Origin of the sequence: Chitinophaga sp. NPDC101104 (assembly GCF_050277495.1) — a bacterium.
GTDB lineage: Bacteria > Bacteroidota > Bacteroidia > Chitinophagales > Chitinophagaceae > Chitinophaga.
The window spans coordinates 1,730,297-1,748,233 of record NZ_JBNNSF010000001.1 but is presented as its reverse complement, the minus strand read 5'-3'; the positions used below and the strand labels follow the sequence as shown (position 1 = coordinate 1,748,233).

At 55.5% G+C, this 17,937-nt stretch carries 13 protein-coding genes; 3 read left to right on the top strand and 10 right to left on the bottom strand.

What is annotated here, in order from left to right:
• Genes ACQKLP_RS07200 through ACQKLP_RS07190 form a run of 3 tightly spaced genes read right to left on the bottom strand, consistent with a single transcriptional unit; the run spans nucleotide 1 to nucleotide 2,396 of the window.
• Entirely contained in the window at nucleotides 1–855 is an 855-nt protein-coding gene (locus ACQKLP_RS07200) for a fumarylacetoacetate hydrolase family protein (RefSeq protein WP_427321441.1), read from the bottom strand.
• Between the two features lie 9 nt (nucleotides 856–864).
• Nucleotides 865–1,611, bottom strand: coding sequence for a hypothetical protein (locus tag ACQKLP_RS07195; protein WP_427321439.1), 747 nt, complete (start codon nucleotides 1,609–1,611; stop codon nucleotides 865–867).
• 2 nt (nucleotides 1,612–1,613) lie between these two features.
• Nucleotides 1,614–2,396, bottom strand: a complete 783-nt coding sequence (locus ACQKLP_RS07190; protein ID WP_427321437.1) for an SDR family NAD(P)-dependent oxidoreductase — start codon at nucleotides 2,394–2,396, stop codon at nucleotides 1,614–1,616.
• 115 nt (nucleotides 2,397–2,511) lie between these two features.
• Between ACQKLP_RS07190 and ACQKLP_RS07185 the strand changes: the two genes are divergently transcribed.
• Both ACQKLP_RS07185 and ACQKLP_RS07180 read left to right on the top strand, forming a co-directional pair.
• Nucleotides 2,512–3,186, top strand: a complete 675-nt coding sequence (locus tag ACQKLP_RS07185) for a M15 family metallopeptidase (RefSeq protein ID WP_427321435.1) — start codon at nucleotides 2,512–2,514, stop codon at nucleotides 3,184–3,186.
• Nucleotides 3,187–3,221: 35 nt separating this feature from the next.
• A complete protein-coding gene (locus ACQKLP_RS07180) occupies nucleotides 3,222–4,055 on the top strand; it encodes a 3-keto-disaccharide hydrolase (RefSeq protein WP_427321433.1) in 834 nt (277 codons plus the stop codon).
• Between the two features lie 128 nt (nucleotides 4,056–4,183).
• Here ACQKLP_RS07180 and ACQKLP_RS07175 read toward each other — a convergent pair whose 3' ends face one another.
• The 6 genes from ACQKLP_RS07175 to leuC form a co-directional block, all read right to left on the bottom strand.
• Nucleotides 4,184–5,875: a RagB/SusD family nutrient uptake outer membrane protein gene (locus tag ACQKLP_RS07175; protein WP_427321431.1), complete on the bottom strand. Its 1,692-nt coding sequence runs from the start codon at nucleotides 5,873–5,875 to the stop codon at nucleotides 4,184–4,186.
• Nucleotides 5,876–5,895: 20 nt separating this feature from the next.
• A complete protein-coding gene (locus ACQKLP_RS07170) occupies nucleotides 5,896–8,877 on the bottom strand; it encodes a SusC/RagA family TonB-linked outer membrane protein (protein ID WP_427321429.1) in 2,982 nt (993 codons plus the stop codon).
• 871 nt (nucleotides 8,878–9,748) lie between these two features.
• A complete protein-coding gene (locus ACQKLP_RS07165) occupies nucleotides 9,749–11,254 on the bottom strand; it encodes a 2-isopropylmalate synthase (RefSeq protein WP_341843360.1) in 1,506 nt (501 codons plus the stop codon).
• An 18-nt stretch (nucleotides 11,255–11,272) separates the two neighbouring features.
• The gene (leuB, locus tag ACQKLP_RS07160) at nucleotides 11,273–12,352 is read right to left on the bottom strand and encodes a 3-isopropylmalate dehydrogenase (RefSeq protein ID WP_427321427.1); all 1,080 of its coding nucleotides are present in this window, start codon (nucleotides 12,350–12,352) and stop codon (nucleotides 11,273–11,275) included.
• An 8-nt stretch (nucleotides 12,353–12,360) separates the two neighbouring features.
• Entirely contained in the window at nucleotides 12,361–12,960 is a 600-nt protein-coding gene (gene leuD, locus ACQKLP_RS07155; RefSeq protein ID WP_427321425.1) for a 3-isopropylmalate dehydratase small subunit, read from the bottom strand.
• A gap of 23 nt (nucleotides 12,961–12,983) precedes the next feature.
• Complete coding sequence (leuC, locus tag ACQKLP_RS07150; RefSeq protein WP_427321423.1) at nucleotides 12,984–14,381, bottom strand: 3-isopropylmalate dehydratase large subunit; 1,398 nt, start codon at nucleotides 14,379–14,381, stop codon at nucleotides 12,984–12,986.
• A 244-nt stretch (nucleotides 14,382–14,625) separates the two neighbouring features.
• On the opposite strand from leuC, the gene ACQKLP_RS07145 reads away from it, so the two are divergent.
• On the top strand, nucleotides 14,626–16,179 hold the full coding sequence (locus ACQKLP_RS07145) for a hypothetical protein (RefSeq protein ID WP_427321421.1): 1,554 nt from the start codon (nucleotides 14,626–14,628) through the stop codon (nucleotides 16,177–16,179).
• Between the two features lie 61 nt (nucleotides 16,180–16,240).
• Here the strand turns inward: ACQKLP_RS07145 and ACQKLP_RS07140 are convergent, their stop codons facing one another.
• A complete protein-coding gene (locus tag ACQKLP_RS07140; protein WP_427321419.1) occupies nucleotides 16,241–17,905 on the bottom strand; it encodes a RagB/SusD family nutrient uptake outer membrane protein in 1,665 nt (554 codons plus the stop codon).
• Between the last annotated feature and the right edge of the window lie 32 nt (nucleotides 17,906–17,937).

The window sequence follows — 17,937 nt, the reverse complement described above, 5'->3', positions numbered from 1 at the left end:
TTATTTTTTCCAGGCCTCAGCGGTTTGTTTGGAAGTGCCCAGCCCGTCGATCCCCAGTTCGATCACGTCGCCAGCTTTCAGGTAAATCTGGGGATTGAAGCCCAAACCTACGCCAGCGGGCGTTCCGGTAGAGATGACATCGCCCGGGAGCAGGGTCATGAACTGGCTCAGGTACGAAACGATGAAAGGAAGTTTGAAGATGAGGTTGGAAGTATTCCCGTCCTGCATGGTTTTGCCGTTTACGGTCAGCCACAGGCGCAGGTTGTTTACGTCCTTGATCTCGTCTTTGGTTACCATCCAGGGGCCGAGCGGCGCGAAAGTGTCGCTGGATTTGCCTTTCACCCACTGCCCGTTCCTTTCCAGCTGGAATTCCCGTTCGCTGTAATCGTTGTGCAGTGCGTAACCGGCCACATAATCCATGGCTTCGCTTTCGTCCACATAGCTGGCTTTCTTGCCGATCACCACGGCCAGTTCCACTTCCCAGTCGGTTTTCACGCTGTTGCGGGGGATGACGAGGTTATCATTGGGCCCAACGAGCGAGGAGGTGGATTTGAAGAATACGATGGGTTCTGTGGGGATGGCCGCGCCGGTTTCTTTGGCGTGGTCGGCGTAGTTCAGGCCGATGCAGATGATTTTGGAGGGGCGCTGCACGCAGGATCCGAGGCGGGTACCGGCGGGAACGGACGGGCATCCGGCGCCGTTGGAGGCCCACCAGGACTGTAAGCGGGCAAGGCCGTCAGTTTCAAAAAAACGCTCTCCGAAATCTTCTCCGAAAGCGGACACGTCAAACATGCCGTTGTCTGTAACTACACCCGGTTTCTCTTCACCCGGCAATCCGAACCTGATTAATTTCATATCCTTAGATTATTTAACTGTTTGCATTTGTTTGTATCCGATACGGCCGTTCACGACGCGTACCTGGTAGATGTCTTCCATTTCCCCGTCTTCCAGCTCCAGCCCAACGATGCAATGATCTTCGGCAACGGCCATGATATAGGGTTTGGTGCCTTTCGGCGTGGGCAGGTCGATTTCCCGGCGAACGCCGCCGTATTCCATGTACACGCCTACTTTTTCGGGCGTGGCGTTGCGCAGGTCTACGATGAATTCGGCGATGATCTGCCCGGATTTTACCTGTTTGGCGTAGCGGGTCACTTTTTCGTAGTTGCGGATGGCGTCTCCCAGGCCCAGGTCTTTCTCCATGTATTGATAGATGCGCTGCGGCGGCGAGGGCACCCAAAGGATGCGGAGCTGCTTCCCGTCTTGCGTGCCGTGATAATAACGGGTGTCGCGGTTCGGTTTGATGAACCCGATCCACACGCTGTTCGGCGCGTCCCACAGCACTTTATATAACGAAGTGTCTGTGAGGTTTTGCATGAGCGGGAGGTCGTTGAACGTTTTGTCGTATTTCAGCGAATCCACCGTCCAGTAGAAAGTGACTTTGGATGTATCTTTTTCGCGGTCCTCGATTTTAACTTCGAGGGTGCCGGCAGGTTTTGCGGGCGCAACGGGCGCTTCGCCTTCATGGTAATTTTTGCGGGCCTGTTCTTCAGCGCTGGGGCCGCCACAGGCGGTCAGCAGCACGAGCAGCATCCCGGGGATGGTTTTGTGCATGATCAGTTGTTCAGTTTGATAAAGCCCCCGTCTATCGGGTAGTCGCAACCGGTGATGAATCCGGCTTCGTCGGAACAAAGATACAACGCGAGATTGGCCACTTCAACAGGCTTGGCCATCCTTCCGATCGGCTGGGTTTTCGACAGTTTTTCGAACATCTCGGCTTCCTTTCCGGGATAGTTCTTGGCGATGAAACCGTCCACGAACGGCGTATGCACGCGCGCAGGCGAAACGCAGTTCACGCGGATGCCCGCGCCCAGGTAATCTTTCGCGGTGGAAAGGGTCATGGTCAGCACCGCGCCTTTGCTCATGGAATAGGCGAAACGGTCGGGGATGCCCACGCTGGAGGCGATGGACGCGATATTGAGGATGACGCCGCCGCCCTGGGACTTCATTTGCCCGATCACGGCGTACATGCAATTATACGTTCCTTTTACATTGACGTTGAAGACGCGGTCGAAATCGGCTTCGGCCGTGTTTTCGAGGTTGCCCACATGCGCGATGCCGGCGCAGTTCACCAGGATATCGAGCCGCCCGGCTGTGGATGCGATGTTATTCATTACGGTTGCCACGGCGGCCTGGTCTGCCACGTTCACCGCGTGCACGAAGGCTTTCCCGCCTCCGGCGGCGATCTCGTCGGCCGTCACCTTACCGGCCGCTTCATTCAATTCCAGCACATGCACGGTGGCGCCCGCCTGGGCGAACGACTTCGCAACAGCCTGGCCGATGCCGCTTCCGGCGCCGGTTACCACGGCTGTTTTACCATCTAATCGGAACAAACTCATCTTTGTGTTAATTTAAGGGTTCTAAAATACCTCAAATTGTACCACTATAGCAATTCTTTTTTAGCCTCATTCTGTACGATCTTGACTATTTTTGAGCAGTTCTAAATCGATAATCGTGAAAAATCTATTTATCCTGTGCTTTTTGACGCTAACATTCGCTGCCAACGGCCAAGAGATACCGCTGAATAAATACGGATTGGCCGTGGTGCAAGACACGTTGCAGTACCAGGCCATGATCAAGTACGACCCCGACCAGGAGCTGGTGCGGGTAACGGGCATCCCGATCGATGTGAGGTACGCGACCGACAGCAATTTCACCGGCAAAGCCCTCTACCCTTACGCCGCCGTGTACGTTCGCCGCCCTGTGTATGAAGAATTGGTGCGGCTGCAGCAATGGCTGGCGCCGATGGGGCTCAGCGTCAAGATATTCGACGGCTACCGCCCATACCGCGTTACGGAAAAAATGTGGGAAGTGGTGCCCGACGAGCGATATGCCGCCAATCCCAGGAAAGGTTCCGGCCATAACCGCGGCGCGGCGGTAGACCTCACTTTCATTTATACAAAAACCGGGAAGGAGCTGGACATGGGCACGCCGTACGACGAATTCTCCGAAAAAGCCCATCACGGCAGCGATAACATATCCGCCGAAGCCGCCGGGAACCGCAGGCTCATCTTCGACCTCATGATGGCTTACGGCTTCGTTCCCCTCGAATCGGAATGGTGGCATTACGCGCTCAAAGGCGCCTCCAAATTTCCGCTCATGGATATACCGTTTGAGCACCTGAGATAATTTAATTAGTTTAACGGCCTAATTCATTACTCCGTATGATAAGATCGATCCTCATGACTACACTCGCCCTCGCATTGGGCACCAGCTGTTCGGCCCAGAAAGGTGGCTGGATCAAGCTGTTTAACGGGAAGGACCTCAAAGACTGGGATATCAAAATCACCGGTCATGCCCTGAACGACAATAACGGCAATACTTTCCGCGTGAAAGACGGCGCCCTTGCCGTGTCTTACGAAAACTACGACGCCTTCAACGATCAGTATGGCCACATCTTCCATAAAAAGAAATTTTCCGCTTACCTGCTGGTAATGGAATACCGCTTCGTGGGCGACCAGGTGAAAGGCGGCCCCGGATGGGCTACCCGCAACAGCGGCGCCATGATCCACTCGCAATCCGCCGCTTCCATGGGCAAAGACCAGGATTTCCCCATTTCCATCGAAGTGCAGCTGCTGGGCGGCCTGGGCCACGGCAAACGCAGCACCGCCAACCTTTGCACACCCGGCACCAATGTGGTGATGGACGGGAAACTGATCACCGCGCATTGTGTAGACAGCAAAAGCGAAACCTATGACGGCGACCGCTGGGTACGCGCGGAAGTGCTCGTGCTCGGTGATTCCATCGTGAAACACATCGTGGAAGGCGATACCGTGCTGACGTACAATAAGCCCCAGATCGGCGGCGGCAACGTTTCCCACGCAGATCCCAAACTCCAGCAAAACGACAAGCTCCTCTCCGAAGGCTACATCGCCCTGCAAAGCGAAAGCCATCCGGTGGAATACCGCAAGGTAGACCTGTTCGACCTCGCGCCGTACATGAAAGACAAAAAGAAACTGGCGAAAAAGATCGAAGAACTGCAGAAACGCAAAAAATAACCGAAGCCGGTTGATAATATTCATGAATGGCCCGTTCACGCGGGCCATTTTTTTTATGCCCATCCCCCAAAAAGTAAGGGCTGACATCTTCCGACGTCAGCCCCTGGGTTTCTCAATGTTCCTCTATCCTATTCGTATCCGTTCGGTTTTAATTGCGGATTGGTATTGAGCGCCTTCCGCGGGATCGGGAATACGCTGCGGTCTTTTCCGTCAACCGGTTTGTCCCACCACTCGTTGCCGAATCGGCCCCAGCGCACGAGATCCGTTCTGCGGTGGCGCTCGCCGATAAATTCCCTTCCCAGTTCCAGCACGAATTCATCGTCCGTCAGTTTCACCAGGTTGGTCACGTAACTGTTCAGCGGCCAGGCGACGGCGGTGAAATTACGTTTGCGCACGGCATCGAGCAGTGTGGCCGCTTCGAGCTTGGCGCCCGCACGGTACCTGCATTCGGCCAAAGCGAAATAAATCTCCGCCAGCCTGATTTCCGGCGCGGAATTGAACTGGAACAACTCCTGCGACATGGGCAGCCAGGGGAATTTCATGAGCCTTACACCCGAGTTCTCTTCGCCCGTCAGCACCTGCGAACCTTCACTCCAGCGGCCTCCCGGCTTTTCGGAGAAGCGCCCCACCTGGTCTACATAGGCCAGCGGCTTGTCTTTGTACTCTTCCGTTCCGTTGATCTTCTTCGTACTGTCGAACCCGAATCCGGCCGCGGTATTGAATGCATATTGCTGGCCGATCAGGAAGAAACCTTCATACGTTGCGTTCCTCGACGTGGTCCGGAAAGGTTGCTTGCGCATGTCGCCGGTGGCGTAACGTTCGTAAGGCATCCCCAGTTTGTAGGTGTACAGCGCCCCGTCGGGATTGCGGGAAGGCGTCAGATGCACGCCGTTCCATCCGCCCCAGTCGTTGTCCAGCGAATAGCGGGCCTGGTAGTGCATCGTGGCGTTGTACATCCAGCCGAATTCGTAGATGTTCTTGGCGTGGGGGAATTCGAAAATGTTCTCGGGAGAACGGTAGTCCTTGATCCCCGACCGGAACGGCCCGCGGTAATCCGTATCGAGTGCGTACGTGCCGTATTTCCCGTTGATGATCTCCTGGGCCACGGCCGCGCATTCGGTATATTTCGGCTTCCCGATCCATTTCTCGGCGTTCAGGTACAGGCGCACGAGCAATGCCGCAGCACCGCCCTGGTCCCAGCGGCCGGCGCGGGTATTTTTAGGCAGCTGCGGAAGCGATTCCTTCAGCTCCTTTTCGATATAGGCGAATACTTCTTCGGGAGACGACTGCCCCACCAGTTCCTGCGGTGTTTCGTAGATCGGCACCGTCCGGAAGTAATCGATGAGGAAAAGATAGAACCAGGCGCGAAGCGTCCGCAATTCGGCAATATGGTTCGCTTTTTCCGCGTCGGTCAGCCCGATGGCCGGATAATTCAACGCCTGCAGGTCGCGCATGATGACGTTGCACTGCGCGATGCCCTGGTACGGGCCAGACCAGGCGCCGTAAATATGGTTATCGTCTGCCGTCCAGTTATGACGGTGCAAACGCTGCCAATCGCCACCGTCGTATCCATGGATGCCTTTCTGCGTCCATACGAGCTGGTCGGCCGTGAGCTCCGACACGAGCCAGCGGTCGCCGTCCCAGCCGCACCAGTGGCCGTGCTCATACGGGCGCACTACGGCTGCGATGACGGATTTTTTGTCCTGGTAATATTTGTCTGCCGGCAGCACGTCGAACGGCTCTTCGTCCAGATTGGTGCACGACGTGGCGGAGAAAATGCCTAGCAGCAAAAGGCTGCCTATTCTGGTTGTAAGTTTCATGGTCCTTTGCATTTACGTGGTTAGAATGTTACCTGTGCGCCCAGCGTGAAGGTGCGGGTTACGGGATAGAGGCTCAGATCGCCATAGCCCGGCGTAAGACCGGCAACGCCGATGGCGGTGGGGTCGAGGCCGGAATAGCCGGTGAGGGTGAACACGTTCCGCACGCTGCCGTACAGCCTGAAATTGTTCACGATCTTCGAATGCAGCTTGGGCGTCCAGCCAAGGGTCACGTTGTCCAGCCGGAAATAGTCACCGTTCTCCAGGAAATAATCCGTGATCAGTTTCGACGATTTGATATGCCCGTTGCGGCTATACGCGTCTTTCAGGAGGTTGATCCCCTGTTCCGCCTGCAAACCATAATACATCTGGTAAAGGTTGAGGATCTGGTAATCGAACCGCCCGCGGAAAAAGAGGCTCAGGTCAAATGCTTTATAATTGAGCGTATTGCCCCACGACAGTTCGTATCTCGGCGCGCCATGGCCGATATAGGTCCTGTCGCGATCGGCGTTCGCACTGCTGTACACGATCGCCTCCTTCCCTAACTGCCCGTCTTTCCACACCATGATCTGCCCCGCGTCGTTCACGCCCGCATAACGGTAACCGTAGAAACTGCCGAGCTCCGTTCCGGGATCGAGGCGGTACGCGTAGCCGGGGTTACCGGGCGACGGCAGACTCTGCAGTTCCCGGAAATTGCCGGTATATTCCGCGTTCGACCAGGTAATGAGTTTCGATTTGATATAAGAGCCGGTCACACTGGTGTTGTAGGAGAAATCGCCGGTTTTCACCGCTTCCCAGTTCAATGTCAGCTCCACGCCTTTCGAGCTGGTGGTACCTACGTTTACGAACATATTGGTGTGCAGGAACGCACCAACCGCTACTTCGTAGTTATCGAGCAGGCCTTTGCTTCGGCGGTCGAACACGTCGAGGCTGCCGCTGAGGCGGTTGTTGAGCAGGGCGAAGTCGAGGCCCACATTATAGGCCTGTGCTTTTTCCCAGGCGAGCCGCGGGTTGAAGTTGTTGCCCGGCCCGTACACGGAAATCCACTCGCCCTGGTCGTTCTGGTACATGCCGTATTGCTGGTAGCGGAACATGGCCGTATACCGGTCGAAGCCGGAGCGGCCCGTTACCCCGTAGGAAGCACGCAGTTTCAGGTCGTTGAAGATGCGGCTATCCTTCAGCGCGGGCAGGTTGGAGATGCGCCATGCGGCAGACAACGACGGGAACATGCCCCATTTGTTGTCTTTCCCGAATTTGGTGTTGCCTTCATACCGGAACGAAGCCGTGAGGAAGTAAGTGTCGTCGAAGTTATAGTTGACGCGGCCGAGGAAGGCGACCAGTTTCTCTTTCGATTTCCAGGAATCCATGCCGAGGCGGCCTTTTTCCTGGTTCCAGAGGCCGGCGCCGAGATTGTTATATCCGAAGCCATCGCTGGGGAAGTCCATGTTCTCCGCCCAGAACGCCTGGTTGTTGAACTCCTGGTAAGAGTAACCGCCCATCACGGCGATGTCGTGCTTGTCGATTTTGGTGTTGTAGTTGCCGATCCATTCCAGCGTATAATCCGTCCACTTTTCGTTTTGCAGGCGCCCGCGGCCGGTGCGGTCGTTGGAGATGGATTCGGGGGATTTGGAAGTGTAATATTCCCGCTTCAGCATTTCGTGGCCCTGGCGGGCGAGCTTCACTTCGGTGTTGAGATTTTTAAGGATGTGGAGCTTCACGTTCAGGTCTACGATAGAGTAGTTCTGGTCGGCGCCGTTTTCCCTGGCCAGCAGGTCGGCCACGGGGTTGTAGGTGTCGTAACCCGCGAGGAAGTTGTACTTCGTGGCATCGTTAGGGTCCATGATGGGAATGGTGGGATTCAGTTTCACGGCCTGGTTGAACGCGGCGTAATTGGTGTATTCCTCTTTCACGAAGCGTTGGGAAAGGTTACCGGAAAATTCCAGTTTCCCGTCGAGCACCTTTTGCTGGAAGTTGGCACGATAGCCGTATTCGTGGCGGTCAGACGCGATGTCGATCCCCTGTTTGGTCCGGAAGTTCCCCGACAGGCGGAAGATGGAGTTTTCGTTACCGCCGGAAATGGTGAGGAACTGGTTGGTGCCGAAGTTGTCTTTGCGCAGGAGCTCGTCGTACCACTGCGTACGCGCGCCCTGGTCGTTACCGCGGTTTTTGGCGAGGTATTCATCGGCGGAAAGGATGTCCGGTTTGGCGGCAACCGCGTCGTGCTCGGCGTAGCTGTCGTAGGTCATGGTCACCCTTCCGCTCTTCCCTTTTTTCGTTTCCACCAACACTACGCCATTGGCGCCGCGGGAGCCGTAGATAGCGGCCGCTGCTGCGTCTTTGAGCACGGTGATGGAGGCGATGTCTTGCTGCATGACGTTGCGGAGGTCGCCGCCGGGCATCCCGTCGATGACGATGAGGGGCGAGTTGCCGGCGTTGAGGGAAGCGGCGCCGCGTACCTGTACGTCTGTGCTGCGGTTGGGATCGGCGGCGGCAGGGTTGGAAACGGTGACGCCGGCCACTTTACCGTCGATCTGTTGCAGGGGCGAGTTGAAGCCGCCCTGGATGAAGTCTTTGCTTTGCACGGTGGTGACGGCGCTGGTGAGGTTCCGTTTGGCGACGGAGCCGTACCCTACCACGACTACGTCTGTCAGTGTTTTTTTCGACAGGGCGAGCACGATGTTGAGCTCGGATTTTCCGGCCACGGGTACTTCCTGTGGCTCGTATCCGATGAAGGTGACGTTCAGCACGGCGTTATCGGGTGCGGAGAGCTTGAATTTCCCTTCGCCGTCGGAAACGGCGCCGGAAGTGGTGCCTTTGATCTGGATGGTGACGCCGGCGAGTGGGGCGCCGGAGTCGTCTTTCACGGTGCCGGTGATGTTTTTGGATTGCCCGAGCACCTGTGCGCAGGCGAGGAGCAAAATGGGGACGGCAAGCCGAAACCCTTTGCTAAATCGATTTAGCAAAAGTGCGCACATGCCCCTTGCAAGGAGTGTTGCAGTTTTCATTGTAGTTATGTTTTAGGATTGAGGAACAACTTCCCGGGCTAACAAGCCGGATGACGGCGTTAGATATGGCGTTGGCGAATGTTCCTGGCTACTTTACCGAAATCGGATCATGAAAATCAACCGGATATACATCGGCTCCGGTGTTGGCGGATCGTGTTCAATCTAGTCATACGTGGGTCAATGAATTTTGGTTTCATAATACAATTCGTCCGTGGTTTTTCTACGTTCACTGCCGGCAATTTTACTACTGTCTGATATGGCGGTTGACGGCGGGTAACTAGTGTTCGTCGATGGTTTCTAAATATGGTTTCAATCAATAAATCGGGTTGCAAACCGAGTGGCCGACAAGATAAGAAGAAGGCAACTGACATCCAAATAAAATTTATCTATATCTATACCGAACCTCGCGCTGCATGCGTACCGCAGCAAATTTCAGGCCGGGATCACATCCCCTTTCCCCCTCCCCCGATCACGATAACAAAATGGTTCCCGTACATTATTATATCACTTCGCTCATCCCCCCAGAATCCCCGCTGCCTTACCGCCTTCCCATCCTGTGACCGGATGAAAAATTATCCGCCCTTCCGTCGCGCTTTCGCTACAACTTGTGGAAGCCGGAGCCGCCAGTAATTTTAAACCATCGCGGGCTTCCCTTGATGAAATCCATCCGCACATCCAGGCTTCCATTCCCTTATTTCATCCACCGAACCCGCGTTGCCTGATCCCATCGATCAAATCCATCATCACATACATTTTCTCCCAAAACGCAACTCGTCCAACATGAAGTACCCGCGACAAACACAGTACTCCCAAAAACGACGAAAGACCGCACCATGGCGGTCTTCCGGGAGAATAATATAGCAGTTTCCGGCTAGTAGATCTTGTTCAGCGCATCCACATAAGCATGCACGCTCGCGTTCACGATATCGGTCGAATAACCGAACCCGTAATAGGATTTACCGTCTTTATGCACGCGCATGTTCACCTTGCTCACGTCTTCACTCCCGCCGTGCATCGCCTGGATGCTGAATTCGTCGATGGTGATCTCGTCGTTGATGATGTTGGAAATAGCATTGATGGTCGCGTTCACCGGACCGTTGCCGGCCGCGCTCGCTTCCTTTTCCTCTCCGTTCACCCGCAGTTTCACCGTAGCCATCGGGCGCAGGGGATCGCCGCAAACCACCTGGAGCAGCGTTACCTTGATCGCCTTGTCGTCGTAATGGCCCGCATCGCCGTCGCCCATGAGCACCAGCAGATCGTGGTCGTTGATTTCCTTCTTGCTGTCGGCCATCTCGAGGAAACGTGCGTACACTTCGTCGAGGTTGATCTTGTCGATCTTGTAACCCAGTCTTTCAAGGTGGTGTTTCAGCGCATGGCGGCCGCTGCGCGCGGTGAGGATGATGGCGTTGGACGACAGGCCGATATCTTCGGGATCGAGGATTTCGTAGTTTTCGCGGTGCTTCAGCACACCGTCCTGGTGAATGCCGGAGCTGTGCGCAAACGCGTTGCGGCCCACGATCGCCTTGTTCGGCTGCACGGGCATGCGCATCATGTTAGACACGAGGTTGCTGATGTCGTAAATGCGCTTGCTGTTGATGCCGGTGTTATACCCCAGCGCGTGGTGCGTTTTGAGGATCATCGCCACTTCTTCCAGGGATGTGTTGCCGGCGCGCTCGCCGATACCGTTGATGGTACATTCCACCTGGCGTGCGCCGTTGATTACACCCGCGATGGTATTTGCGGTAGCCAGACCGAGGTCGTTATGGCAATGCACGGAAATGATCGCCTTGTCGATGTTCGACACATGGTCTACGAGGTATTTGATCTTGGCACCGTACTGTTCCGGCAGGCAATAGCCGTTGGTATCCGGAATGTTCACCACGGTAGCGCCCGCGGCGATCACGGCTTCGATCATTTGCGCGAGGTAGGCATTATCTGCACGGCCTGCGTCTTCTGCGTAAAATTCAACGTCGTCCACGAATTTGCGGGCGTATTTCACGGCGCTCACGGCTCTTTCGAGGATGGCTTCGCGGGTGGAGTTGAATTTATATTTGATGTGCATGTCGGATGCTCCGATGCCGGTGTGGATGCGCTTACGCTTGGCGAACTCCAGTGCAGACGCGGCAGCGTCGATGTCGGCCGTATTGGCGCGCGTAAGCGCGCAGATGACCGGTTCGGACACTGCCTTGGATATCTCCACAACGCTCTGGAAATCGCCGGGGCTGGAGATGGGGAAGCCGGCTTCGATCACGTCTACGCCGAGGGCTTCGAGCTCTTTTGCTACGATAATCTTCTCCACGGTGGTGAGCTGACAGCCGGGCACTTGCTCGCCGTCGCGCAGCGTGGTATCAAATACGTATACTCTATTCTTATCCATGATATTGTAAACAGTTGATTAGTTAAGGTTTTTCAGCACCTGGGCGCCCATCGCATCGGTACCCAGCAGCATATCGTTGGCGGTATGTTTATTGGCGATGTCCATGGTCCGGTAGCCCTGGCGCAGCGTAGCGTCTACGGCGCGGATCACGCGCTGCGATTCGTCTTTCAGGCCGAAAGAAATATCGAGCAGCAGGGCGGCAGACAGGATGGAAGCCAGCGGATTGGCGATGCCTTTGCCGGCGATGTCGTGCGCGGAACCGTGGATAGGCTCGTAGAACCCTACGCGGTCGCCCACGGAGGCAGATGCCAGCATGCCCATGGAGCCCGCGATCTGCGAAGCTTCGTCGGTGAGGATGTCGCCGAACAGGTTGCCGGTCACCACCACATCGAAGCGTTTCGGGTCTTTAATGAGCTGCATGGCGGCGTTGTCGATGAACATGTGCTCGGTTTCCACGTCGGGAAATTCCTTCGCGATTTCCTGCACCACTTCTCTCCACAGGCGGGAAGCCTCCAGCACATTGGCTTTATCTACGGAGCAGAGTTTTTTCCGGCGCGTGCGGGCGGCTTCGAATGCCTTCCGGGCGATGCGCTCCACTTCATATTTGTGATAGATCATGAGGTCGGAAGCGGTGGCGCGGTCTTCGCTGCGCTGCTTCTCCCCGAAATACACGTCGCCGGTCAGTTCGCGGAAAAAGAGGATATCGGCACCCTGGAGGATTTCCGGCTTGATGCTGGAAGCCTGCAGCAGGTCGTCGAACAGTTTGATGGGGCGCAGGTTGGCGTAGAGGCCCAGTTCCTTGCGGATTTTGAGCAGCCCCTGTTCCGGGCGCACCTTGGCGGTAGGGTCGTTGTCGTATTTGGCGTGGCCGATGGCGCCGAAAAGGATCGCGTCGGATGCGCGCGCCTTGTCGAGCGTTTCCGCCGGCAGCGGATCGCCCGTGGCCTCGATGGCTACGTGGCCCATGATGCCCTCGTCAAACGTAAATGTATGATTGAAATTCACCGCAATCGTTTCCAGCACTTTCTTACCCCACGCGGTTACTTCCTGTCCGATCCCGTCTCCGGGTATTACCAGTATTTTCTTTGAAACTCCCATAGATTGTTTTAGAAATTAAAAGGTCTTGTTGTTTCGTATGCTTCGATCTCGTTGCGGAGACTGAGGAGATAATCGATATCGTCGTACCCGTTGAGCAGGCATGTTTTTTTGTAGGGATTGATGTCGAAGTTTTCCTTCTCCCCCGTTGCCTTGATTTCGATGAACTGCTCTTCCAGGTTCACTTCGATGGCGGCGGAAGGCACTTTCTCGACGGCGCGGAAGATCTTCTGCAGAAAATCTTCGCTCACCTGCACGGGCAGGATGAAGTTGTTGAGCGCGTTGTTCTTGAAAATATCGGCGAAGAAGCTGCTCACCACTACTTTGAAGCCGTAGTCGCCCAGCGCCCAGGCCGCATGTTCGCGGGAGGAGCCGCAGCCGAAGTTCTTGCCGGCCACCAGCACTTTGCCTTTGTAGATATCGTTATTGAGCACGAAGCCGGCCTTCGGCGTATTGTCTTCATTGAAACGCCAGTCGCGGAAAAGGTTTTCACCGAAACCGTCGCGGGTGGTGGCTTTCAGGAAACGGGCCGGGATGATCTGGTCCGTATCGATGTTTTCTATCGGTAAGGGTACCACGGAGGATACCAGGTTTGCGAATTTTTTGTCCATGTTGATGGTGCTGTTTCAGGGAATTAAATCATTGCGCGCACGTCTGCCACTTTGCCGGTGATGGCCGCTGCGGCGGCGGTCAGCGGACTTGCCAGGAAGGTCCGGGCGTTGGGGCCCTGCCTGCCTTCGAAGTTGCGGTTGGAGGTGGCGATGCAATATTTTCCTGCCGGGATTTTGTCTTCGTTCATGGCCAGGCAAGCGGAGCATCCGGGCTGGCGCAGCTGGAAGCCTGCGGCTTCGAAGATCTTGTCGATCCCTTCTGCGATGGCCTGTGCTTCTACCTGCTTGGAGCCTGGCACGATCCAGACGGTTACGTCGTCGGCCTTTTGCTTTCCTTTCACGAATTCGGCCACCATACGGAGGTCTTCGATGCGGGAATTGGTGCAGCTGCCGATGAACACATAATCCACTTTTTTGCCGAGGAGCTGGCTGCCCGGCTGAAGGTCCATGTACTGGAGGGATTTGGAGAACGAAAGCTGTTCTTTCTCTTCGATATCCGCCAGCGCAGGGATGTTGCCGGTAACGCCCATGCCCATGCCGGGATTGGTGCCATAAGTGATCTGCGGCTCGATGTCGGCGGCGTCGAAGGTCAGTTCGGCGTCGAACACGGCATCATCGTCGGTACGGAGGGTGTTCCAGTACGCGAGGGATTTTTCCCAGTCTTCGCCTTTGGGGGCGAATTCCCGGCCTTTGATATATTCGAAAGTAGTGTTGTCGGGAGCGATGAGGCCGCCGCGGGCGCCCATTTCGATAGACATGTTGCAGATGGTCATGCGGGCTTCCATGCTGAGGCTCCGGATGGCTTCGCCGGCGTATTCCACGAAATAGCCCGTGCCGCCTGCGGCCGTGATCTGCGAAATGATGTAGAGAATGATGTCTTTGGATACGACGCCTTTCTTCAGCTGGCCGTTTACAGTTATGCGCATCCTTTTGGGTTTGTACTGCAGAATGCACTGGGTGGCCAGTACCTGTTCCACTTCGCTCGTGCCGATCCCGAAGGCTACGGCACCGAAGGCGCCGTGGGTGGAGGTGTGGGAGTCGCCGCAGACGATGGTCATCCCCGGCAGGGTGATCCCCAGTTCGGGGCCGATCACGTGAACGATGCCCTGGTAAGGATGGCCGAGGCCGTATAATTCCACGCCGAACTCGGCGGTGTTTTGCGTGAGCATTTCCACCTGCTTGCGGCTCAGGGCTTCCTTGATGGGCAGGTGCTGATCGAGGGTGGGAACGTTATGGTCTGCCGTGGCCCGCGTTTTTGCCGGACGGAACACGGGAACGCCCCGCTTCCGCAATCCGTCGAACGCCTGGGGGCTCGTTACTTCATGTATGAAATGCGTGTTGATGTACACCGCGTCCGGATGGCCCGGCCGGCTCGCCACAATGTGGCTGTCCCAGATCTTGTCGAATAATGTTTTCCCCATGCGAATTTGACTTTATAAACCGGGTGCCAATACATGCATTTTGACAATTATATGTTAAATATTAACTCTCAACATGCATTTATCTTCAAACCCTTATATTTGCTTTTCCTATCACTTTACATCTTCAAATCTAATTGACACTTTTAAACCTCAGTTCGTTAAATTTGTCAATATTACGATTAGCAACTGTCGCCTGAGGCCATTAACTTATTGAAAGTCAAATTATTATAATCCAATAACAACGATGTCCAACACGCAGAACGATGCCTTGTTCATACTTATAAAAACGCTCACCAAAGCAGAAAAAAGGAACTTCCAGCTGGCTTTTAACCGGGACAATACGAAAGAAGACGTTCTTTTCATACAGTTGTTCAATGCGCTCGACAAGATGAAGGAGTACGACGACGAGCAGATCCTCCGCCGTGTGCCCGACATCAAGAAGCAGCAGCTGAGCAATATCAAGGCACATCTGTACAAGCATCTCCTTACCACCCTGCGGCTGCTCTACAAAACGAAGGATGCGCTCATCGAGCTCCGGGAGCAGCTGGATTACGCAAGGGTATTGTATAACAAGGGTTTATACAATCAGAGCCTGAAAATCCTCGCCAAAGCGAAAGTGTCTGCCCGCGAGCAGGAAGAAGTGATGCTGTACTTCGAGATCGTGGAGTTCGAAAAGCTCATCGAAACCCGTCACATCACCCGCAGCCTCGACAACCGCGCGGAAGAACTGTCCGAAGAAAGCCGCCTCATCAACGAACAGCTCAACAACGTATCGCGCCTCTCTACCCTGGCGCTCCGCATGTACGGGCTCTATCTCAAACTCGGCCACGCGCGCGACGAGAAAGATACCCTCATGCTCAAATCGTTCTTCGACACCAACCTCCCGCCCGTCCATCAGCAGCAGATGAGCTTTTACGAGCGCATCTACCTGTACCAGGCGTATTGCTGGTATTATTACATCCTGCAGGATTTCGTCATGTATTACAGGTACACGCAGAAGTGGGTGGACCTTTTCAGCGAATACCCCACTCTGAAGGATACGGACATGGACTTGTACATCAAGGCCATGCATAACCTGCTGACGGCGCACTTCCATACCATGAACCACGACAAGTTCACCGAAGTGCTCCAGGAGATGGAAAATTTCATCACCGAAAAAGAGGAAAGCCTCAACGAGAACACGCGCACCAACGCGTTCGTGTACCTCTACACCGGCAAGATCAACCGCCATTTCCTCGACGGTACTTTCTCGGAGGGCTTGAAGCTGGTGGAGGAAGTGGAGGAAAAGATCAGCGAGCATCAGTTGACGGTAGACCAGCATCGCGTGCTCGTTTTCTACTATAAGATCGCGTGTTTGTATTTCGGCAGCGGCGATAACGACAACGCCATCATTTATCTCAATAAGATCATCCAGCTGAAGATCGGGAACCTCCGGGCCGATATCCAGTGCTTCGCGCGGATCCTGCACCTGATCGCGCATTACGAGCTGGAGAACTACAGCCTGGTGGAATATCTCATCAAATCGGTGTATCACTTCATCGCCAAGAACAAAGACCTTAGCCAGGTGATGGAGGAAATCCTGAAGTTCCTCCGCAAAAACATGTACGCCAATCCGCGCGCGCTGCGCACCGCTTTCCGCGACCTGAAAGGCAAACTGGAGATCATCGCGAAAAACCCTTACGAACGCCGCAGCTATCTGTATCTCGACATCGTGAGCTGGCTCGAAAGCAAGATCGAGGGCATCCCCGTGCAGGAGGTCATCCAGCAAAAGTTCAGGAACAAGGTGCCGCGGATCTAGGGCATGAAAAAGGGGGCCAAAGCCCCCTTCGTCGTTTTAATTACTTTCCTTTCCAAACCTTTTACCATCCCGGGTTCTGCGGTTTCAGCTGCGGGTTGAGGTTCATTTCCTGCAGCGGCAGCGGATAGAGATATAATTTATCGTTCCAGGTACGGTTCGTGATGTCTGTGTACACGCGGATGTGATCGTCTGCATCCACCTGGATGCCTGCCACCTGCGATGCGGGATATTGCGCGCGCAGTGCGGCCGTCAGTTTCATGCCCACGATGGTTTTCGGGTTGTTGATGAGCGACCCGGCCTTCCAGCGGATGATATCGTCGAACCGGAAATTCTCCTGCGCCAGCTCAATGCGGCGCTCGCGGCGGATTTCGTCGAGCAGCACGCCCAGCGTGGGGAACGTGGAGTTCGGGTCTTTCACGAGTGCGGCGATGATCATGTGCGGCATGCCTACGCGGTCGCGGATTTTGTTGATGGTTTGATCGATGACCGCCTGCGAAGCTTCGCCCAGTTCCGCTTTGGCTTCTGCGTAGATCAGCAGCGTTTCGGCGTAGCGGATGAGGAAGAGATCGAGGGTGGATTGATTGGCCACCCACTGCACGGGGTCCGGGCTTTTGTACTTCGCGCTGGCGTAGCCGGTAGTAACGGCGGGGATGCGGGGAAGGGTGATTTTGTCGGCCGAGCCGTCTGCATTCTGCGTCACCACATAATCGCGCGTAACGATGAGCTGGGTGTATCGCGGATCGCGGTTGGTGCGCTCTTTCTCTGGGGTATCGTCTCCCTGGTACCGCGGGCTCAGGCCGATCGGCAGCCCGTCGTCGCAGAGGATCGACTCCACGAAATCCTTACTGAAGCTGGGCCATACGTCGGCGATCTGGCGGGTGGTGTTGTGCATCGACTGGTCTTTGACGAACCGCCGTGCCCACACGGCTTCCTTGTTCCCGCGCAGTTCTTCCTGGATGAACAGGTTCACGTAATCTTTCGTGGGCGTGCCCGAGGTGTAGATGGCGTAGTTGCCGCTGTTGATCACGGCTTCGGCGGCGGTGGCGGCTTCGCGGAGCCAGGCGTCCGCCCCGGCCAGGCCGCGGTATTTGCGGTAAGTACCTTCCCACAGGCAGATGCGGGCCTTCATCGCATTGGCGATATCCTTGTTGATACGGTCCTGCTCGGCGCTGGCAGGCACGGGCAGGTTGGCCACGGCGTAGTTGAGGTCTTTCAGCACGGTGTCCATCACCACGGCGCGGGGCGTTCGCGGGGCGAAGAGCTCGGGAGAATTCTCGTTCAGGTCTTTCCCGAACCAGGTCACGTCCCCGAACTGCACCACTTTACGCCACCAGGTGAACGCGCGGAAGAATTTCACTTCGCCGGCATATTTGGCTTTTACCTCCGCCGAAGCGTCGGCACGCTCGTACCTTGCGAGGAAATAATTGGCTTCGCGCTCGTTGGTCCACGTCCAGCCGCCGCCCGTATTGGGCACGGTGTATGTTCCGGCGAGGAATGCGTTGCGGTCGCGGGGCACGAAGTTGTCTGACCCCACATCGCCGGTATGCCCCTGGAACGGAACGATCGTGTAGAAACGGTTGGCGTATATTTTCAGGTCGTTTTCATTCTTGAAGAAAGTGGCGTCGCTGAGCCGGTCTTGCGGCAGGCGGTCCAGCAAATCCTTTTTGCAGGCTGCGCCGAAAACGAGGGCGAGCATGGCGATTGATATGATGCGCGTTTTTTTCATTTCTTGCTGTTTTTTGATCAACGGATTCGGAT